This is a genomic window from Variovorax sp. GW821-FHT09B01, assembly GCF_059418345.1.
In genome coordinates this window covers 70,038-88,814 of record NZ_JBWKPQ010000015.1, presented here as the reverse complement: position 1 = coordinate 88,814, position 18,777 = coordinate 70,038, and the positions used below count along the sequence as shown (strand labels likewise).

Here is an 18,777-nt window from a genome sequence, read left to right as displayed (position 1 = left end):
TGCAACAGTTTCGGTTCATCGATCCGGCTGTTGCGCTAACGACTTGCCCCCGCCAAGCGCTTCACTGAAGAAGTCGATGAAGGTTCTCAGCTTGGGTGTCACGTACTGCCGATTCGTGTAAACCGCATACAGCGTGAAAGGGGGCACCGTGTAGGTCGGCAGCACGCGCGCGAGGCAGCCCGCGGCCAGATCGTCGTCGACCGTCCATTCGGGGAGGAACGCCATGCCCATGCCGGCGTGCATCGCGTGATAGGTGAGCGTGCTGTCGTCCGAGCGCATCACCGCATTCAGCTTGATCCGCGCCTTGCCGGCAGGTCCCTGCATTTCGAGGCCATCGAGGTTCACGTAGTTGGGTACCACGGCGCTGCACCTGACCAGATCGGAGGGTCTGCGCGGAGAGCCTTCGCGCTTCAGGTAAGCCGGGGTTGCGACCAGGTGGAACTGCACGGGACAAATCGGCCGTGCAATCAGCGCCGGGGACAGTTCGCGCGTGGCGCGCAGCGCGAGGTCGTAGCCGTCGGCGACCAGGTCGATCTTGCGGTTCTCCAGTCGCATGTCGACCAGCACCTCCGGATAGGTGTTGCGGTAGGCCGCCAGTACGCTGGCGAAATGCCGGTTTGCACACCAGACGGGCGCGCTGATTTTCAATTGTCCGCGTGGTGCCTGCGCGCTTTGCCGAAGCGCCGCTTCGGCAGCCTGCAGCGTGTCGAGCGCCTCGCGGCATTGTGCGTAGTACATCGCGCCGGCCTCCGTCAGGCTGAGCTTGCGGCTGGTCCTGTGCAGCAACCTCGCACCGAGGTCTCGTTCGAGCTGGGCGACATGCTTGCTGGCCATCGGAGCGGACATGGTGAGGCGCGCCGCGGCGCGGGAAAAGCTGCCAGCCTCGACCACTTCCCTGAAAACGCGAAGGCTGGTCAGACGATCCATTTATGGTTTCTTGTGAGGAAATGATGTTTTAATAATACAGCTATTGATTAACCAAGATTAAACATTAAGCTATTCCTCATGGTCAGTCGGGTAGACATCCAGTCTCAAAGAGGCTGCCCATCAGCCGCGCTTTCGTTGATGCCTTCAACCAATGCCGTATCACTTCTTAATCATCCTCAGGAGCTCAACATGAGTAAGCCGCATATCGCCGCCACCACGCCGTTCGCAATCGACGTGGAAAAAGGCAAGGACTACTACTGGTGTGCCTGCGGTCTCAGCAAATCGCAGCCGTTCTGCGACGGCAGCCACAAGGGCGGCGAGTTCGTGCCGACCAACTACAGCGCCGACGAAAGCAAGACTGTCTATTTTTGCGGCTGCAAGCAAAGCAAGAACGGCGCGCTTTGCGACGGCACGCATAAAGCTCTGTAAGAGCGGACCATGCCCGTGACAACGGAGCGATTGCCGACCTACTTCATCTCACACGGCGGTGGGCCCTGGCGATACATGATGGCGCAGTCCAACGGCATGTACGACCGTCTGGCGCAGTCCCTGCGGGACATGCCGCGCCAGCTCGGCGAGCGACCGAAGGCGGTGCTCGTGATCTCCGCCCATTGGGAGGAGCGCGAGTTCACCGTGATGGCCGCCGAACGGCCTCCCATGGTTTACGACTACGCTGGCTTCCCCGAGCATACCTACCATGTCCAGTACCTGGCTCCGGGCCTGCCAGCGCTGGCCGAGCAGGCGCGGCAGTTGATCCAGAGCGCAGGGTTCTCGGCGCGGCTCGATGCCCAGCGCGGGTTCGATCACGGCAGCTTCGCGCCGCTGGTGGTGATGTACCCGCTGGCCGATGTGCCGGTCGTGCAACTGTCACTGCGCGCGGGCTATGACCCGGCAGAGCATTTGGCCGTCGGCCGTGCCCTGGCGCCGCTGCGCGAGCAGGGCGTGCTGATCGTCGGCAGCGGGCTGAGCTACGACAACACGCGCCGCATGGGGCCGTCCGCCGCAGGGCCGTCAATGCAATTCGACGACTGGCTGCAGCAGACCTTGATCACCACCGAGCCGCACCAGCGTGAGCAGCGGCTGATCGACTGGCAAGACGCGCCGGCCGCCCGCGTGGCCCATCCGCAAGAAGACCATCTGCTGCCCCTGATGGTGGCGGTGGGTGCCGCCGGGCATGATGAAACCGTGTGCGTGTACCACGAGGAAGGCTTCTTTGGCGGCGTCACCGTCTCCAGCTTCAGGTTCGGCCAGGAAGGCGGGGTCTGAGTGGCGGTGGCTTGCTGGGCCGGTAGGCGCTTGTCGCCGGAGGGGTGTTGCCGGTTACCCTCGCGGCAGGTGTACAGCAACAAACGATGAAGTGCGAAGACGGAGAACCGCATGACAAGTTATCTCAGCCATCAGCGCCGTGGCGCTCGCCCACAAACGACGCCAAGCGACCCGCACACGCAGCTTGAACAGAATGCGCCGGTAGAACTGCAAGAGCTGGTTTTCGAGAGGGGGCAGTCCCTGGGCAGCGTGGAAGTTGTTCCGAGCCAGGTGTCTGTTCCCGGAGCGCGTGCCTTTTATTTACCGCGATGCGGATGCCAGTCCTTCGGCGCCTTCATGTTCGGCAAGGAGTTCGCCCACATCCACCCGCCCAGTGACGGCAGTCTGCACATGACCTTGCCGCCCGAGATCGTTCCCCAGGTCATCGAAAACGGCTGGGCGGAGTTGCATCCGCTGGCGGGTCAATATGGCCTGCCCGGGAACATCGTGATGGTCTATGGGCCGCGTGACGACGAGGAACTGCAGGTGGTTTGCGATTTGCTGACGGCGTCGCATACTGCGGCGACATCGTCAGATGCGTGAAAAATCCGGGGCCACATCCTGCCCGTCAGGGCAGGATATGGCGCACAACCAGGCTCAAGCTTTTGCAAGTTTGCCCTGCAGCTCGGCCACCGTTTCCGGGTTGACCAGCGACGACAAGTCGCCCGGACTGTCGCCCTTGTACAACGCCCGCACCACGCGGCGCATGATCTTCATGTTGCGCGTCTTGGGCAGGTCGCTGACCAGCAGCACCTGCCGGGGGCGGTAGGAGGCGCCCATGCCATGGACGACCGCCTGCGACAGTTCGGCCTTCAGCGCCGCGTCCGCCGCCACGCCGGGCATCGGCACGCAGACGCAGACGATGGCCGAGCCCTTGATCTCGTCGGGCACGCCGATCACCGCCGCCTCTGACACCTTGCCGGTGCCGGTGAGCAGGGTTTCGATCTCCGACGGGCCGGTGCGCTTGCCTGAGACCTTAATCGTGTCGTCGCTGCGTCCGAGGATGTAGAACAGGCCGTCCGCATCGCGCATCGCAAAGTCGCCATGCACCCAGACGCCCGCAATGGTGCGCCAGTAGCTGTCGAGGTAGCGTTCGTCGTCGCGCCACAGGCTCTTGGTGAAGCCGATGTTGGGGTTGCGCAGCACCAGCTCGCCGACCTGGCCCGCGCCGACCGGCTCGCCGCTTTCATCGACGATGTCAACCCCGGCGCCGAGCCCGCGCGCGCCGAACGAGCCTGGCCGCAAGGGATGGTGCAGGGTGCCGGTGAAGTTGCAGCCGCCCACCTCGGTGCCGCCGACGATGTTGAGGAACGGCAATTTCTCTTTGCAGATGTGCTTGAAGAACCAGCGCCAGGGCGCCTCGGTCCAGGCCTCGCCGCCGGAGCAGGTGATGCGCAGCGAAGACAAGTCGTAGCGCTGGACTTCTTCGTCGCCGTAGCGCATCAGGCTGCGGATCAGCGTGGGCGCGACACCCAGGTAGGTGACTTTGTGATCTTGCACCAGGCGCCAGAAGCGGCCCGTGTCGGGGAAGTCGGGCGTGCCTTCGGCCACCAGCAGGCTGCCGCCGAAATAGCTCGGAATGCAGGCGCACATGGCGCCCACCATCCAGCCCATGTCGCTCATGAAGAAGAAACGGTCGCTCGACTTGAAATCGGCACAGATGTGCATGTCGCGCGTGACCATCGAGCCCAGGAAGCCGACGTGCGTCCAGACGCAGCCCTTGGGCTTGCCGGTGGTGCCAGAGGTGTAGAGCAGCACGGCGGGCGCGTCGGCGGCCATCTCGGCGGTCGGCATGTCGTGAGGCTGGCCGGCGACCAGGCTGGCCCAGTCGTGGTCGCGTCCCGGCGTCATCGGGCAGGGGGCGGCGTCGCCCAGGTGGCGCAGCACCACCACGTGCTGCACGCTGGGCACCTCGGCAAGTGCTTCGTCCAGCACCGACTTCATTACGCCGGGCGTGCCGCGCCGCCAGGTGCCGTCCACCGTCAGCACCGCCTTGGCCTCGCCGTCGTTCAGGCGGGCGACAATGGGCTGCGGCCCGAAGCCGGAGAACAGCGGCATCAACACGGCGCCAATTTTCAGTACGGCAAAGAATGCGACAAAGGTCTCCGGCAGATTGGGCAGGTACAGGCCGACCCGGTCGCCCTGGCCGATGCCCAGCGACTGCAGCGCTCCGGCCAGGCGGCAGACTTCGGCGTCAAATTCGCGGTAGCTCAAGGACTTGCGGTTTTTCGGGTCTTCGCCCTCCCACACCAGGAAAGGCTGGTCCCACACCGGCGTTCCGCGGTGCCGTTCCAGGCAGTTCAGCACGATGTTGGTGGTGCCGCCGATGCACCAGCGTGCCCATTCGATGCCGCGCGAGGTGTCAAGCATCTGCGTGTAGGGCTGGTAGAAGCGGAAGTCGCAGAACTCGAACACCTCTTGCATCAGCCAGGCCGGATCGGCGTCGGCACGGGCACTCAAGTTTTCGAAGTCGGACTCGCCCACTTTGTGCAAAAAAGCGGTCAGGTTGGACTGCGCCATCAGTTCAGGGGAAGGCGCCCAATCAAACGGTCGTTTGCTAGAATTCATGTGGCAATCCTATCCGAACGTCGTATTGGAGTCCAGCGGTGCAGTCTCACCGCGTCGTTTCTTCTCCGCAGCTCTACGTAGTCAGAAAGGCGGTCTATCCGTGCATGTCGACGAAGCGATTCGCAGCCGAAAATCGGTCAGGCGGTTTCTACCTGCCTCCGTTCCTTCCTCGGTGGTGCAGCACATTCTGAGCGTGGCGGCGCGTGCCCCGAGTGGCAACAACGTGCAGCCGTGGAAGGTGTATGCGGTGGCGGGTGAGGCCCGGCAGCGCCTGTGTGATGCCTTCATTGAGGCGGCCACGCACGAGCCTGACCGGCATCAGCCCGAGTACGCGTATTACCCCACGACCTGGGTCGAGCCTTATCTGGAGCGCCGGCGTCGCTGCGGTTTCGGTTTGTATGCCAGCCTGGGCATCGCCCGCGACGACGCGGCGGCACGCGAGCGCCAGATGCTGCGCAACTACACGTTCTTCGACGCGCCGGTGGGGCTGCTCGTCACGCTCGACCGCCGTTTGAACACTGGCAGCTTCATGGACCTGGGCATGTTCATCCAGAACATTCTGGTGGCCGCGCGCGCGCAGGGACTGCACACCTGTGCGCAGGCCGCGTTTGCCTGGTTCCACAAGGTGGCGCGCGCCCAGTTGCCGATCAGTGACCACGAAATCCTCGCCTGCGGCATCGCCCTCGGGCACGAGGATCTGTCGGCCCCGGAGAATGCCTTCATTACCGAACGAACCGATGTGGAGGCGTTTGCCAGCTTCCATGGTTTCGATCCCCAGAGCTGACCAAAGCTTTTCGTTGATTTAATCAAAATTTTCTGAAGAAACTACTCATGATCCTGCATTCGCCTTCTACGATTGAACACTACACTGCCGCCAAACTTTGGGGGGGCCGCACCCTGCTTGATGTGGTTGCGGCACATGTTGTCGATGTTCCGCAACGAGTGGCCATCGTCGATACACCAGACCGTGAGGCGCTCATCGGCACGCCCGCCACCTCGGTAACTTGGAGCGAGTTCGGCAAAGCCGTCGACGCGATTGCCACCGGGCTGATTCGCCGTGGACTTAAAAAAGACGATGTTGTGGTTGCGCAGTTACCCAATGTCTGGGAGTTGATTGCGTTGTACTTTGCTGTGTCCCGCGCCGGAGGCGTGCTGTCTCCGGTGGCCATGCAGTGGCGCGAAACCGAGTTGCGCAACGTCGCAGAGGCCAGTCAGGCGCAGCTCTACATCGGCGTAAAAAATTTCAAGGGCTTCGACCACATTTCGATGGCTGCCAAGCTAGGCTACGCCACCGTGGCGATTGAAGACGTCACCGCTTTGGCCGCACAGGCACCAGACCAGGCCCTGCTGGACGCTGTCAGCGTCAGTGCCAACGATATTTTCAGCCTGTGCTGGTCCTCGGGTACTGAATCACATGCCAAGGGCTGTCCGATGTCGCACAACAACTGGCTTTACCAGATGCGGCTGGTGCCCAATACGGCGGGCATTCAAGAGGGTGACCGTGTACTGGCACCAGCACCGATGGTCAACATGACGGGTGCCGTGGCTTGGCTGAGCTGGCTGGCAGCGCGTGGCACGCTGCTGCTGCACCATCCGCTCAATGTCGAACTGTTCCTCAAGCAAATACTCACGGAAAAGGTTCAGTTCACGATTCTGGTGCCTGCAATCCTGAACATGATCCTCAAGCTGCCCAATGTCGACAGCCTCGATTTGTCATCCATCCGCTCAATCGCCACAGGCTCAGCGCCGCCCTCGCGCTGGAGCATGGAGGAGTTCAAGCGCCGCTGGAACATCGAGATCTGCAACCTGTGGGGGCAGACCGAGGGCACAGGCTTGGTTGGCGGCCCGGTTGACGTGCCGGACTTCGCTATGCGATCGGAACATTTTCCCTGGTGGGGCAAGCCGGGACTTGAATGGCCGTCGACAATGGAAGGCGTACAAGCCAAGCTGCTTGACGAGCAAGACCAAGAATGCACGCGGCCAGGCGAGGTGGGCGAGTTGGTCTATCGCGGACCCAACGTGTTTGCCGGCTACTACCGGCGGCCAGACCTCGCGCAGAATTCGTTCACGGCCGACGGTTTCTTTCGCACCGGTGATTTTTTCATCGTGCGCGATGAACGCCACATCGGCTTTTTTGACCGCAAGAAGGACATCATCATTCGTGGTGGTTTCAATATAAGCGCCGCCGAGGTCGAGAACCTGGTACTCACCCACCCCGGTGTGCAAGAGGTAGCAGCGGTGGCGGTGCCCGACGAAATCATGGGCGAGAAGACCTGTATCTACGTCGTGCCCAAGGACAAGGCCCGGCTGCCGACGCTGGAAGATATCGTTGACCACTTGAAACAAATTGGCGTGGCGGTCTACAAGCTGCCCGAGCATATTGAGTACCTTGACATCATCCCGCGCAACCCGGTGGGGAAAATTTTGAAGGCGCAATTGCGACAACGCGTGCATGCTTCGGGGGCGTGACCTCCAACTCTGGACACTCAATCATGACCCCTCAAACGAACTCATCGCCGCGCAGTCTCCGCGGTGAAACCGCGATCATCGGCGCCGGCATTTCGGCCGTCGGCCGCGTGCCGGGCAAGAGCGCGCTCGCGCTGGCCGCCGACGCAGCAGGCAAGGCGCTTGCCGATGCCGGCATCGGCAAGCACGAGGTCGATGGCGTGCTTTCCAGCTCCGCCTTCGCCTCGCCGTTTCACCGATTCAGCGTAGCCTTCAGTGAGTACCTCGGCATCCAGCCGACGTTCTCCAACACGATGCAGGTCTCCGGCGCCACGGCGGCCACCCTGTTCAACATCGCCGCCGCCGCCATTGCTGGCGGCCTGGCCGAGACCGTTCTGGTGGTGGGCGGCGACAGCTTGCTGACTGGTCTGTCGCCCGACCTGGCCCTGCGCTCGATGACCGAAAGCCGGGACCAGCAATACGAAATGCCATTCGGCATTCCCGTGGCCAACACCTTCGCCATGACAGCGCATCGCCACATGAAGGAGTTCGGCACCACCTCCGAGCAATTTGCCAAGGTGGCGGTGATCCACCGCGAACACGCACGCCGCACGCCGGGGGCGCAGATGACCGATCCGCTGAGCGTCGATGACGTGCTGAATTCCGGCTGGGTGACAACGCCCTACCACAAGCTCGACTGCTCGCTCATCTCCGACGGCGCAGCAGCTTTCATCGTCACCTCGACCGAGCGCGCCAGGGCGCTGGGAATTGCCAAGCCCATCTACATCCTCGGCGGCGGCGAATGCTACACGCACGAGCACATCTTCTTGATGCCCTCGCTGACCACCACGGGCGCGGTGCAGTCGAGCGCCAAGGCCTACGCCATGGCCGGCTGCGGGCCCAAGGACATCGACGTGGCCGGGATCTATGACTGCTTCACCGGCACGGTGATCATGATGCTGGAGGACCTCGGCTTCTGCCCCAAGGGCGAAGGTGGGCGCTTCGTCGAAGACGGGCAGATCACCTACGGCGGCGCCATCCCCTGCAACACCCATGGAGGCCTGCTGTCGTTTGCGCACTCGGGCATGCCGGGTTCGCTGTTTCATTTCTACGAGGTCGTCAACCAGCTGCGCGGAAGCTGCGGTGAACGCCAGGTCGCGGGCGCTGAACTTGGCCTGGTGCACAGCCTGGGCGCCGGTTTTGCGACCAACGCCACCACCATCCTGGGAACGGAGGCCACGCTGTGATCAACCTCAAAGACGCCCACCTCAAGCCACAGCCGATGCCAGATGCAGATTCGGACATCTATTGGCGCGGCATTCAGGAGGGCAAGCTGCTGCTGCAGCACTGCCCAGCGTGCGGCCACGTGCAGCTCTACCAACAGGCGATCTGCCGTGAGTGCGGTAGCGAGCGCCTAGAGCACCGGGCCGCCAGCGGTCGCGCCAAGGTGCATTCGTTCAGCGTGGTTCACCGGGCGCCCGGCCCGGCTTTCAAACAGGACACGCCCTATGCGGTGCTGCTGGTCGAACTCGAAGAAGGTCCGCGGATGATCAGCTCCTTCATCGGCGCAGACCCTTCAGCAGTCACTTTCGACATGGCTGTCGAGTTGGTTTGCGAACCCGTCGGTGGTGGTGTGTCGCTGCCGCGATTCCGGGCGGCCGGACCTCCAGCGTGAGGCAGCGTCGTCGTGCGCCTTCTGAGTGTCTGAGGACATGACCCAACCCAACGCGGGATTTCGGTGGCCGCAGCTTGTTGCTGCGCCGTCCTCCCAGGCGGCAGTCGAGGGGGCTCCTCCTGACCTGACGACGGCCACAGTGGCGCGGCGGGCGATTGCGCCCTTGTCCATGCATGAACGGATCGTGGCCATCGTTGCGCCGGTCGGCTATGGCAAGACGACATTGATGGGCGGATGGTTTCGCGCTTGCAAAGACGCAGACCCCGTGTGGGTGGGACTCGATGCTTCCTGGCGCGACCAGGTGTTCTTTGTTCGCTCCTTGTTGAATGCGATCGGAGGCCCGTCGGAGCCGGTCGCGATGGGGGCCATTGACGCGGCGGCGGTGGTCGAGAGCGGCTTGCTGGCGTTGTTGCAGGCCCTTGGACAACGTCGTCGTCCCATGATGCTTTTTTGCGCCGCTATGCCAGGTCTTTGTGCGCCAGTGGCCGGCAGGACCACAAGATCAGGACCCATTCCACTATGGCGCCGCACAAACGGTTCTGGCCTATGCGCACAAATGCAATTGACGTTTCACCGTGGCCCCCCAGTCCTTGCGCGAGGTGCAAGTGAAGTTCGGGGAGGCTCCTTCGCCTTTCGGCCACATGTGGGTGCGGGTGATCTTTTCCGCCTTGCTGTTCAAGGCGGGGCGGCATCGTGAGGCCCTGGCAGACAGCACCTCGGCGCTGACCGAAGAGCTGGCTTTTGCTCCCGACGCCTCGTGCCTGGCGGTCAGGCTGCGCGCGATCCGCGCGTTGCTGCTGTACGAACGCAACCTGTGCATCGAGGCGATGGTGGATTTGGAGGTGGCGTGACCACTACTGTCGCACCAGGGCATCGTCGATAAGATGGCGTAGATCGTGTGGCCGATGGGGTGCAGCAGCAGCCCCTGCGCCAGCGCGCGGCAGGCATAGCGGCGGCCGAAGTCGGGCAGGCGTGCTGAGCACGTGCCACGCGAAGACCATGCCCTTGCGTCGATCGAAGCGCACACGCGGGTGCTTGGAGATCGGCGCGAACTGCGCGGCCAGCCGCTCGCTGGTGCCCAGGTTCTGGCGCAGCGCGTCGGTCTGCGCGAAGAGGTCCAGCGTGGCCAGCGCGGCGCGGCAGGCCAGCGGGTTGCAGGTGTAGCTGTGCGAATGCAGGAAGCCGCGCGCCACCTCGTCGTCGTAGAAGGCGGCATAGACCGCGTCGGTGGTGAGCACCACCGACAGTGGCAGCGTGCCGCCGGTCAGGCCCTTGGAGAGGCAGAGAAAGTCGGGGCGGATGCCCGCCTGCTCGTGCGCGAACAGTGTGCCGGTGCGGCCGAAGCCGACCGCGATTTCGTCGAGCACCAGGTGCACCTGGTGCCGGTCGCAAAGCTCACGCGCGCGTTTCACATTTCAGGTACAGCGGGTCGTGCATGGCCTTGCCGGCGGCGCACTGGATCAGCGGCTCGATGATCACCGCAGCGGTCTCGTGCGCGTGTTCGGCCAGCCAGTCGCCCAGTGAGGCGGCGGCCCCCTCGGCCACGTCGGCCGGGGTGTCGCCGGGCGCGGCCTGCCTGGCGTCGGGGCTGGGCACGGTGGCGGCCATGCGCACCAGCGGCGCGTAGGCTTCACGGAACAGCGCGATGTCGGTCACGGCCAGCGCGCCCACCGTCTCTCCGTGGTAGCCCCCGGCGACACTGACAAACCGGCACTTGCCTGCCCGGCCCGCATTGCGCCAGTGGTGGGCGCTCATCTTCAGCGCGAACTCCGTGGCACTAGCACCGTCGCTGCCGTAGAAGGCGTGGCCAAGGCCGGTGCGCGCGGCCAGGCGTTCGGAGAGTTCAACCACTTGCCCGTGGGTGAAGCCTGCAAGCATCACGTGGCCCAGTGTGTGCAGCTGGTCGATCAGCGCGGCGCGGATCGTGGGGTGGTTGTGGCCGAACAGGTTGACCCACCAGGGCTGCGCTGGCGCCACGGCGTTGGCCGACACGGGCTGCGTCAAAGCTCGGCGCCCAGGGGCAGGATGACCGGGTCGCCGGCCTGCGGACCTGCGGGCTCGCTGCGGATCTCGACGATGCGGTTGGCAGCGTCGGGGAACACCAGCTGGGGCACGGCCTCGTCGAGCTTGTCTTCGTGCACCATGCCGAAGGCCGCGATGATCACCAGGTCGCCCACGCTGGCGCGCCGGGCGGCCGAGCCGTTGAGCGAAATGATGCCGCTGCCGCGCGGCGACCTGATGGCGTAGGTGATGAACCGTTCGCCGTTGTTGACGTTCCAGATGTGAACCTGTTCGTTGGGGCGGATGTTGCTCGCCTCCAGCAGGTCTTCGTCGATGCCGCAAGAGCCTTCGTAGTGCAGCTCGCAGTGGGTGACGATGGCGCGGTGGATTTTGGATTTCAGCAGGGTGCGGAACATAGGGGATTTGCTTGAACGGAGGGAGCCTCGGCCATCGACAGGGCCAAGGTCAGGCGTGCGCCCGCGTGGTGTGCATGCCCGTGCGGGCCAGCAGGTCCTGGTCGGCTTCCACGTCGGGATTGCCGGTCACCAGCAGCTTGTCACCGTAGAAGATGGAGTTGGCGCCGGCCAGGAAGCACAGCACCTGGGTCGATTCGTCCATCTGCCGGCGCCCGGCCGACAGGCGCACCTTGGCCCTGGGCATGGTGATGCGGGCCACCGCCACGGTGCGCACGAACTCCAGCGGGTCGAGGTCGGGCTCGTCGGCCAGCGGCGTGCCGGGCACCTTGACCAGGTGGTTGATCGGCACCGACTCGGGGTACGGTGCCAGGTTGGCCAGTTGCGCGATCAGGCCGGCGCGCCCGGCGCGGGACTCGCCCATGCCCACGATGCCGCCGCTGCAGACGTGGATGCCGGCCCCGCGCACGTGGCCCAGCGTGTCCAGCCGGTCCTGGTAGTCGCGGGTGGTGATGATGTCGCCGTACAGCTCGGGCGCGGTGTCCAGGTTGTGGTTGTAGTAGTCCAGACCAGCACCCTTGAGGCGTTGCGCCTGGTCGCCCGTGAGCATGCCCAGGGTGCAGCAGGCCTCCAGGCCCTCGTCCTTGATCACGCGCACCAACTCCTCGACCTTTTCCAGGTCGCGGTCGTTGGGCGCTCGCCAGGCGGCACCCATGCAGAAGCGCGAGGCGCCGGCCGCCTTGGCGCCGAGCACGGCCTCGCGCACTTCCTCGGACGTCATCATCTTGGTGGCGGGCACGCCGGTCTCGTAGTGCACCGACTGCGGGCAGTAGCCGCAGTCCTCCGGGCAGCCGCCGGTCTTGATGGACAGCAGCGTGGCCAGCTCCATCTCGGTGGGGTCGTGGTGCTCGCGGTGCACGGTCTGCGCGCGGTGCATCAGCTCAGGGAATGACAGGTCCAGCAGGGCCTGCACCTCGGCCACCGGCCAGGCCTGCTGGCGGGCCTCGACCGACAAGGTTCCCACGCTCGATGCCTCGGCAGGCTGCGGGGGTGATTGCACCCAGTGGATGGGTTCTTCTCTCAGGATCGTGTCATTCATTGCGCAATACTCCAGTGGTGTCCAGCAAAATTCAATCGATAGGTCGACGCGGGCGCATCGTGCCTGCAAGGCCAGCCACAGCGCTTCAGGCGCCTTGTGGTCTGATGTGCTGGGTGGCCTCGTCTTCGACCCGCTGCCAGATCTCGACCGCCATCGGGTTCTTGCTCTCTTCCAGGATGTGTCCCACCAGCCCTATGGCACGCGCCAGGACGCCGATGCCGCGCACAATTTTCCATGGTAGCCCGAGCTCGCAGCTGATGGCGCCGATGGCGCCGGTCGCGTTGACGGGAAGCGACTTGCCAGCGACGCGCTCGGCCTCGGCGCAGATCAGTTGTTCGAGCCGGATGTAGTCGCCGGAAAAGCCATTGTCCTTGGCGATCTGGAACAGGCGCGGGGCGCGCGGATCGACCGGCTTGTGCAGCGGATGTCCCAGGCCGGGGATGATCTGGCCGCGGGCACGAAAGGCTGCCACGGTGTCGATGGCGATGCGCTCCAGGTCAGCCCCTTTCGTTCCGGGTGGCAGGGCCTCGTAGAGCATTTTGGCGGTGCCTTCGGTGCTGCCGACGAACACGCTGCCCAGGCCGCACAATCCGGCCGCCACTGCGGCCTGCAACGACTCGGGCGCACCGGCGTAGGTCAGTCGCGCGACCAGCGCACTGGGCGTGATGCCGTGCTCGACCAGCGTCACCGCGATGGCGTTGAAGACGTTGGACTCCTGCTGCGTTGGCATGCGCCCGACGATCTGCAAGAAGGCCATATCACCCAGGTTGAGATGGCCGAGGATTTCGTCAGGCAGACTCTTGCCGTGCACCTCGATGCGGTCGGGGGTACTCCAGGCAATGTCGGAGCGGATGGGTTTGGCTTTGCGAGTCATAAGGAATTCCAGTCGATTGGAGTGGGTTAAAAAATCAGGCGCTCAGACCCGCGTCGCGCAGCACGGCGCGCGCGCGCTGCACCACCGGCAGGTCGACCATCTGGCCGTCCACGGCCACGGCGGAACCACCCGCCGTTTCAAATGCTTTGCAGACGCGGCGCGCCCAGTCAAGCCGTTCAGGGCTCGGCGTGAACACCGCCTGGACGGTGGCCAGCTGCTTCGGGTGGATGCACAGCTTGGCACCAAAGCCGAGTCGACGTGAGCGTTCGGTGTCGGCCTGCAAGCGTTGCAGGTCGTCGATGGCGGTGCTGACACCATCCACCGGCGCCGCCAGCCCGGCCAGCCGCGAAGCCAGCACCAGTTGGGAGCGGAAGGCCAGCAGCTCGATTTCCGTGCCATCGGGCGCACACTCAATGCCCAGATCCAGCGCCAGATCGACGCTGCCAAAGGCCAGCCGGATCACGCCCGGCACGCGTGCGATGCTGTCCATCTCATGCAGGCCGCGCGCCGACTCGATGATGGGCAGCACGTCCTGGTAGGTGGTCTCGACCACGGTGCAAACGGCGTCGATGCCTTCGGCCTTGGGCAGCATGATGGCGGCCACGCCGGGGTGGCGGCACAGTTCCAGGTCATCGTCAAACCAGGGCGTGCCGGCGGCGTTGATGCGCACCACCAGCGGCGCGGCCTCGTCCAGCAGCGCCGACAGCGCCTCGCGCGTGCGCACTTTGGCCTCGGGGGCCACTGCGTCTTCCAGGTCAACAATCACCGCGTCGGCACCGCTGGCGCGCGCCTTGGCAATGCGCTCGGGCCGGTCGGCGGGCACAAAAAGATAGGCATGCAGCAAAGCCTTTGGGCCAGAGGTATGGGCTGTCATGCGCGTGCCTCCAACCAGCGGTCCATGCGCGGCGCCTCGGCCACCGCCCAGACGCGCGCGATCAGCGCCTGAACCTCGGCAGGCGTAGCCCCCTTGCCGTAGGCTGCCAGGCGCTGCGCCTTGTCTTCGATCTCGGCGCGCGTCAGTGTGTTGCCGGGGTCGCCTTTGGGCTCATCGACCCGCGCGCTCAAGCTGCGGCCATCGCGCGTCGTCACCGTCACCTTGCCGATCCAGCGCTGCGGGTAGGCCTGATCGACCTCGGCGTCGAGCTGCATGGTCACGCGGTCGCGCAAGGCGGCCACGCGCGGCGCGAGGTAATGCGCTTCAAATTCATTCAGCCCGGCAAAGCCGTATTCGGCCGCCAGCGCCAGCACCGTGCCCATCGAGAACTTGGCCTGGTGCACGGTGGCCGGCACGGTGACGCGGCCCAGCACGTCGATGGCGCCCTGGTGCACCTGGGTGGTGACGCTTTCGATGTCGTCGGCTTTCACGCCGTGCGTCTGCATCAGCGTCAGCAGCGCATCGGCGCTGGGGTGGGTGTGGCGGCACGAGGCGTGGTATTTGAACGAGGTTTCCGCCGTGGCCCAGCGCTGGCCCAGGCGGTCGGTCAGGCGCGCCGGATCGGCGTCGCTCGACATGCCCGCGGCCATGCCCTGCGCGCCTTCCAGAATCTGGCGCGCGCCGGTAAAACCGCTTCGCGCCAGGTAGGCCGAGGTCAGACCGCAGGATGCCGCGTGCGCGGTGTGCAGCTGCTTGGAGTCGGCGGCGTCGCGCAAAAACTCCCAAAGTCCGGCGGCTTGTGTGCCGGCGCTGCCGAAGGCATGCAGCATGGTGGCGGCATCGAGCTTGAGCAGCCGTCCGGCCGCTGCGGCGGCGGCCAGCGTGCCGGCGGTGGCCGTGGTGTGAAAGATGCGGTAGTGCGAGCGGCCCAGGAACTCGCCCACACGAATGCCGACTTCATAGCCCGCCACCACGGCGGCCAGGAACTCGCGGCCGCTGGCACCGATGTCCTGCGCGATGGCCAGCGCCACCGGGAACACGACGGCCGCGGGATGAAACACCGAGCCGTTGTGGACGTCATCCTGCTCGGCGAAGTGCGAGGCGGCCGCGTTGACCATCGCGGCGAAATGGGGCGAGGTGGTGCGGCGCGAGATCAGCACCTCGGCGCGGCCCGAGTCCGGCCCCATGGTGCGGGCATAGGCTTCGATGGCCTCGACCGGCCGGGCGCCCTTGCCCGCCAGCGCGGAGGCGTACCAGTCGAGGAACAGGTCTTCGGTGCGGCGCAGCACCGGCGCCGGAATGGTGTCGAATGACAGATCGGCGGCAAAGGCAGCCAGCGTCGCGCTCGGGTTTGTATCCAGGGTCATGGCATCGATCTCGCAGTCAGATGGCTTTGTCCGCACGCAGCCGGGCAATGTCAGTCTCGCCGTAGCCGAGCTCGGTCAGGATGGCTTCGGTGTGCTGGCCCAGCGCAGGCACCGGCCCCATGGGCGGCGGCGGCTCGCTGCCATTGACGTGGTGCGGCGGGTACAGCGCCGGCAACGTGCCGCCGGGCGAGCCGATCTCGGTCCAGCGCCCGCGCGCCGCGAGTTGCGGGTGCTTCCACAGGTCGGCCATCTCGTTGAGCTGGCCATTGGCGATTTGCGCCGCATCCAGCCGCGCCACCAGTTGCGCCGCGGTCAGGGTGGCGCAGACGCCTTCGATGATGCCGCGCAGTTTCTCGCGCTGGGCCAGCCGGTTGGCGTTGCCCAGGTACTGTGCGGTCAGCTCGGGCAATTGCAACACCTGGTTGCAGAAGGTGGCCCATTCGCGGTCGTGCTGCACCGCCAGCACCACTTGCTTGCCGTCGCCGCAGGCAAAGGGGCCGTAGGGGTAAATGGCGGCGTGCGAGGCGCCGGCACGCGGCGGCGGCGGCTGGCCGTCCAGCGTGTAATAGAGCGGGAAGCCCATCCATTCGGACATGGCTTCGAGCATCGAGATTTCGAGCCGCTGGCCGCGCCCGGTGCGCCCACGCTCCAGCAAGGCGGCCAGCACGCTGCTGTAAGCGTACATGCCGGCGGCGATGTCGGCAATCGACAGGCCGGCCTTGGAGGGCTGTTCGGGCGTGCCCGTGACGGAGACAAAACCGGCCTCGCTCTGGATCAGCAGGTCATAGGCTTTTTTCTCGGTGTAGGGGCCGCCGTCGCCGTAGCCCGAGATGTCGCACACCACGATGCGCGGATTGACCGGCGCCAGGCTGGCGTGGTCCAGTCCCATGCGCGCGGCAGCACCGGGCGCCAGATTCTGCACCAGCACGTCGGCGCGCTCCACCAGCTTTTGCAGCACGGCGCGGGCATCTGGGTGCTTGAGGTCGAGCGTCAGGCTTTCCTTGGAGCGGTTGCACCAGACGAAGTGGGAAGCCGAGCCGTGGGCCCGGCTGTCGTAGGCGCGGGCGAAGTCGCCCTCACCCGGGCGCTCGACCTTGATGACGCGCGCGCCGAGGTCGGCCAGTTGGCGGGTGCAGAACGGCGCGGCAATCGCGTGCTCCAGCGTAACGATCAGCATTCCTTCCAATGGACGCATGGCAATTTCTTTCAGAATGAACGGGGCAGATCCAGCACGTGTTCGGCCACGTAGCTCAGGATCAGGTTGGTGGAGATCGGCGCCACCTGGTACAGCCGGGTTTCGCGGAACTTGCGCTCGATGTCGTATTCGCAGGCGAAACCAAAGCCGCCATGGGTCTGAATGGCGGTGTTGGCCGCCTCCCAGGAGGCTTTGGCGGCCAGGTACTTGGCCATATTGGCCTCTGCGCCACACGGTTGGTGGGCGTCAAACAGCTCGCAGGCACGCCAGCGCATCAGGTCAGCGGCCTCGGTCTCGATGTGTGCCTCGGCCAGGGGAAATTGCACGCCCTGGTTCTGCCCGATCGGGCGGTCAAACACGCGGCGCTCACTGGCATAGCGGGCGCTGCGCTCGACGAACCAGCGGGCGTCGCCAATGCACTCGGCGGCAATCAGCGTGCGCTCAGCGTTCAGTCCGTCCAGGATGTACTTGAAACCTTTGCCCTCCTCGCCGATCAGGTTCTCGGCCGGGATTTCGAGGTTGTCAAAAAACAGCTCATTGGTCTCGTGGTTAACCATGTTGCGGATCGGGTTCACCGTCATGCCCTGGCCAATGGCCTGGTGCAGGTCAACGATGAAGATCGACATGCCCTCTGACTTGCGCTTCACATCTTTGAGCGGGGTGGTGCGTGCCAGCAAAATCATGAGGTCGGAGTGCTGAATCCGCGAGATCCAGACCTTCTGGCCATTGACCACATAGCGGTCGCCCTGCTTGACCGCGGTGGTCTTGATTTTGGTGGTGTCGGTGCCTGTGGTTGGCTCGGTCACGCCCATGGACTGCAGGCGCAGATCGCCGCTGGCAATTTTGGGCAGGTAGAGGCGCTTCTGCTCATCCGAGCCATGGCGCAGCAAGGTGCCCATGTTGTACATCTGGCCGTGACAGGCGCCGGCATTGCCGCCGCAGCGGTTGACCTCTTCCATCACCACCGAGGCTTCGGCCAGACCCAAGCCAGCTCCGCCGTACTCCTGCGGAATCATCACCGCCAGCCAGCCGGCCCTGGTCAGCGCGTCCACACACGCCTCGGGGTAAGCACGGGCATCGTCAATCTTGCGAAAGTACTCGTCGGGGAAGCGTTTGAAAAGATCGCGCAGGGCGGCGCGCAACTCGGGGTAACGTTCTTGGTTCATCATTTTTCAGTCTCTAAAAGTTCCCCGCTGAGCCGCGCAGGACAAAGATTACCGGTTAGCGGAATTTGCTGAAGTCGGGCTTGCGTTTTTCAAGAAAGGCGCTGGCCCCTTCCTGCTGCTCGCCGCTACTGAAATAGTTGGGTGCCACTTCCTGGATCAGGTCGTTCATGTCCTTGCCCATGATCGGGGCCATGTGGTGGTAGAACGAACACTTGACGATCTTCAGGCAGGTCGGCGACAGCGACAGCAATTCGTCGCAGTACTTCTGCACTTCTTCGTCGAGCTGGGCCATGGGCACCACCGAATTGGCCAGACCCCAGTCGAACGCCTGCTTCGCGCTGTAGCGGCGGCACAGCATCCACAGCTCGCGCGCACGCTTGTGGCCAAGCACATTGGCCGAATGCGAGACGATGTAACCACCCGCCGGTGAACCGACGCGCGGGCCGTTCTGGCCAAAGATCGCGTGCTCGGCGGCAATCGTGAAGTCACAGAAATAGGCAATGTGGTGACCGGCGCCAATCGCGTAGCCGTTGACGCGCGCGATCACGGGCTTTGGGCATTCGGCGATCTGGCGGTTGAAGTTGAATTCCAGGTCCTGCAGGCCGCTCTTGCCGCTGCTGTCGCCCTTTTCCCAGTTGACATCACCGCCGACGCAAAAGGCGCGCTCGCCCGTACCGGTCAGCACGATCACGCCGACCTTCGGATCATTGCCGGCCTGGGCCAGCAGCCGCTCCATCTCTTTGATCGTATCGCCGGTGAACGCGTTGAGCGTCTTGGGTCGGTTGATGGTGATGGTGGCGACAAAGTTCTTGACTTCGTAAATGACTTCCTGATCGCTCATGGTGTTTCCTCGTGAAAAAAAGTTGGG

The 18,777-nt window shown here is 64.6% G+C and carries 18 protein-coding genes and 1 pseudogene; 8 read left to right on the top strand and 11 right to left on the bottom strand.

All coding sequences use genetic code 11. The annotated features are described in order from the left end of the window. Nucleotides 1-15 precede the first annotated feature (15 nt). The gene (locus AC07RV_RS31155) at nucleotides 16-927 is read right to left on the bottom strand and encodes a LysR family transcriptional regulator (protein WP_008905403.1); all 912 of its coding nucleotides are present in this window, start codon (nucleotides 925-927) and stop codon (nucleotides 16-18) included. A 189-nt stretch (nucleotides 928-1,116) separates the two neighbouring features. Between AC07RV_RS31155 and AC07RV_RS31150 the strand changes: the two genes are divergently transcribed. The 3 genes from AC07RV_RS31150 (at nucleotide 1,117) to AC07RV_RS31140 (ending at nucleotide 2,775) form a co-directional block, all read left to right on the top strand. Then, the gene (locus AC07RV_RS31150; protein ID WP_008905402.1) at nucleotides 1,117-1,356 is read left to right on the top strand and encodes a CDGSH iron-sulfur domain-containing protein; all 240 of its coding nucleotides are present in this window, start codon (nucleotides 1,117-1,119) and stop codon (nucleotides 1,354-1,356) included. 9 nt (nucleotides 1,357-1,365) lie between these two features. Continuing rightward, complete coding sequence (locus AC07RV_RS31145) at nucleotides 1,366-2,193, top strand: DODA-type extradiol aromatic ring-opening family dioxygenase (protein ID WP_127806078.1); 828 nt, start codon at nucleotides 1,366-1,368, stop codon at nucleotides 2,191-2,193. A gap of 111 nt (nucleotides 2,194-2,304) precedes the next feature. After that, nucleotides 2,305-2,775, top strand: coding sequence for a luciferase domain-containing protein (locus tag AC07RV_RS31140; protein WP_492714910.1), 471 nt, complete (start codon nucleotides 2,305-2,307; stop codon nucleotides 2,773-2,775). Between the two features lie 54 nt (nucleotides 2,776-2,829). Here the strand turns inward: AC07RV_RS31140 and AC07RV_RS31135 are convergent, their stop codons facing one another. Beyond that, complete coding sequence (locus AC07RV_RS31135) at nucleotides 2,830-4,692, bottom strand: AMP-binding protein (RefSeq protein ID WP_492714908.1); 1,863 nt, start codon at nucleotides 4,690-4,692, stop codon at nucleotides 2,830-2,832. A 208-nt stretch (nucleotides 4,693-4,900) separates the two neighbouring features. On the opposite strand from AC07RV_RS31135, the gene AC07RV_RS31130 reads away from it, so the two are divergent. The 5 genes from AC07RV_RS31130 (at nucleotide 4,901) to AC07RV_RS31110 (ending at nucleotide 9,771) form a co-directional block, all read left to right on the top strand. Continuing rightward, nucleotides 4,901-5,584, top strand: coding sequence for a nitroreductase (locus AC07RV_RS31130; RefSeq protein ID WP_034694535.1), 684 nt, complete (start codon nucleotides 4,901-4,903; stop codon nucleotides 5,582-5,584). Nucleotides 5,585-5,631: 47 nt separating this feature from the next. Next, the gene (locus AC07RV_RS31125; protein ID WP_204734821.1) at nucleotides 5,632-7,269 is read left to right on the top strand and encodes a class I adenylate-forming enzyme family protein; all 1,638 of its coding nucleotides are present in this window, start codon (nucleotides 5,632-5,634) and stop codon (nucleotides 7,267-7,269) included. Between the two features lie 23 nt (nucleotides 7,270-7,292). Next, nucleotides 7,293-8,492, top strand: coding sequence for a thiolase C-terminal domain-containing protein (locus tag AC07RV_RS31120; protein ID WP_008905396.1), 1,200 nt, complete (start codon nucleotides 7,293-7,295; stop codon nucleotides 8,490-8,492). Then, a complete protein-coding gene (locus AC07RV_RS31115) occupies nucleotides 8,489-8,920 on the top strand; it encodes a Zn-ribbon domain-containing OB-fold protein (protein WP_008905395.1) in 432 nt (143 codons plus the stop codon). The genes AC07RV_RS31120 and AC07RV_RS31115 overlap by 4 nt, the downstream gene beginning before the upstream one ends. Before the next feature lie 575 nt (nucleotides 8,921-9,495). Beyond that, nucleotides 9,496-9,771 (top strand): hypothetical protein, encoded by a 276-nt coding sequence (locus AC07RV_RS31110; protein WP_008905394.1) that lies wholly within the window; start codon nucleotides 9,496-9,498, stop codon nucleotides 9,769-9,771. Nucleotides 9,772-9,803: 32 nt separating this feature from the next. On the opposite strand, the pseudogene AC07RV_RS31105 reads toward AC07RV_RS31110, so the two are convergent. From AC07RV_RS31105 to AC07RV_RS31065, 9 genes and pseudogenes are all read right to left on the bottom strand, one after another. Further along, a pseudogene (locus AC07RV_RS31105) lies at nucleotides 9,804-10,879 on the bottom strand (aminotransferase class III-fold pyridoxal phosphate-dependent enzyme); the annotation flags it as partial. Nucleotides 10,880-10,920: 41 nt separating this feature from the next. Then, nucleotides 10,921-11,337, bottom strand: coding sequence for an aspartate 1-decarboxylase (gene panD, locus AC07RV_RS31100; protein WP_008905393.1), 417 nt, complete (start codon nucleotides 11,335-11,337; stop codon nucleotides 10,921-10,923). A gap of 49 nt (nucleotides 11,338-11,386) precedes the next feature. Further along, nucleotides 11,387-12,433 (bottom strand): biotin synthase BioB, encoded by a 1,047-nt coding sequence (gene bioB / locus AC07RV_RS31095; RefSeq protein WP_310309208.1) that lies wholly within the window; start codon nucleotides 12,431-12,433, stop codon nucleotides 11,387-11,389. An 85-nt stretch (nucleotides 12,434-12,518) separates the two neighbouring features. Beyond that, complete coding sequence (locus AC07RV_RS31090) at nucleotides 12,519-13,307, bottom strand: citryl-CoA lyase (protein WP_008905391.1); 789 nt, start codon at nucleotides 13,305-13,307, stop codon at nucleotides 12,519-12,521. A gap of 34 nt (nucleotides 13,308-13,341) precedes the next feature. Beyond that, complete coding sequence (locus AC07RV_RS31085; protein WP_492714903.1) at nucleotides 13,342-14,181, bottom strand: HpcH/HpaI aldolase/citrate lyase family protein; 840 nt, start codon at nucleotides 14,179-14,181, stop codon at nucleotides 13,342-13,344. Further along, entirely contained in the window at nucleotides 14,178-15,548 is a 1,371-nt protein-coding gene (locus tag AC07RV_RS31080) for an MmgE/PrpD family protein (protein ID WP_008905389.1), read from the bottom strand. The genes AC07RV_RS31085 and AC07RV_RS31080 overlap by 4 nt, the downstream gene beginning before the upstream one ends. Nucleotides 15,549-15,564: 16 nt before the next feature. Next, nucleotides 15,565-16,725 (bottom strand): CaiB/BaiF CoA transferase family protein, encoded by a 1,161-nt coding sequence (locus tag AC07RV_RS31075; RefSeq protein ID WP_127806081.1) that lies wholly within the window; start codon nucleotides 16,723-16,725, stop codon nucleotides 15,565-15,567. A gap of 29 nt (nucleotides 16,726-16,754) precedes the next feature. Beyond that, complete coding sequence (locus AC07RV_RS31070) at nucleotides 16,755-17,912, bottom strand: acyl-CoA dehydrogenase family protein (protein ID WP_008905387.1); 1,158 nt, start codon at nucleotides 17,910-17,912, stop codon at nucleotides 16,755-16,757. A gap of 52 nt (nucleotides 17,913-17,964) precedes the next feature. Further along, nucleotides 17,965-18,750, bottom strand: a complete 786-nt coding sequence (locus tag AC07RV_RS31065) for an enoyl-CoA hydratase-related protein (protein WP_444760088.1) — start codon at nucleotides 18,748-18,750, stop codon at nucleotides 17,965-17,967. Between the last annotated feature and the right edge of the window lie 27 nt (nucleotides 18,751-18,777).

What these genes read in the sequence shown, in the direction of transcription:
- panD (WP_008905393.1), bottom strand. Translation starts at nt 11,337, where the DNA reads ATGTTCCGCACCCTGCTGAAATCCAAAATCCACCGCGCCATCGTCACC.
- AC07RV_RS31090 (WP_008905391.1), bottom strand. Translation starts at nt 13,307, where the DNA reads ATGACTCGCAAAGCCAAACCCATCCGCTCCGACATTGCCTGGAGTACC.
- AC07RV_RS31150 (WP_008905402.1), top strand. Translation starts at nt 1,117, where the DNA reads ATGAGTAAGCCGCATATCGCCGCCACCACGCCGTTCGCAATCGACGTG.
- AC07RV_RS31125 (WP_204734821.1), top strand. Translation starts at nt 5,632, where the DNA reads ATGATCCTGCATTCGCCTTCTACGATTGAACACTACACTGCCGCCAAA.
- AC07RV_RS31065 (WP_444760088.1), bottom strand. Translation starts at nt 18,750, where the DNA reads ATGAGCGATCAGGAAGTCATTTACGAAGTCAAGAACTTTGTCGCCACC.
- AC07RV_RS31155 (WP_008905403.1), bottom strand. Translation starts at nt 927, where the DNA reads ATGGATCGTCTGACCAGCCTTCGCGTTTTCAGGGAAGTGGTCGAGGCT.
- AC07RV_RS31145 (WP_127806078.1), top strand. Translation starts at nt 1,366, where the DNA reads ATGCCCGTGACAACGGAGCGATTGCCGACCTACTTCATCTCACACGGC.
- AC07RV_RS31140 (WP_492714910.1), top strand. Translation starts at nt 2,305, where the DNA reads ATGACAAGTTATCTCAGCCATCAGCGCCGTGGCGCTCGCCCACAAACG.
- AC07RV_RS31120 (WP_008905396.1), top strand. Translation starts at nt 7,293, where the DNA reads ATGACCCCTCAAACGAACTCATCGCCGCGCAGTCTCCGCGGTGAAACC.
- AC07RV_RS31085 (WP_492714903.1), bottom strand. Translation starts at nt 14,181, where the DNA reads ATGACAGCCCATACCTCTGGCCCAAAGGCTTTGCTGCATGCCTATCTT.
- AC07RV_RS31075 (WP_127806081.1), bottom strand. Translation starts at nt 16,725, where the DNA reads ATGCTGATCGTTACGCTGGAGCACGCGATTGCCGCGCCGTTCTGCACC.
- bioB (WP_310309208.1), bottom strand. Translation starts at nt 12,433, where the DNA reads ATGAATGACACGATCCTGAGAGAAGAACCCATCCACTGGGTGCAATCA.
- AC07RV_RS31070 (WP_008905387.1), bottom strand. Translation starts at nt 17,912, where the DNA reads ATGATGAACCAAGAACGTTACCCCGAGTTGCGCGCCGCCCTGCGCGAT.
- AC07RV_RS31080 (WP_008905389.1), bottom strand. Translation starts at nt 15,548, where the DNA reads ATGACCCTGGATACAAACCCGAGCGCGACGCTGGCTGCCTTTGCCGCC.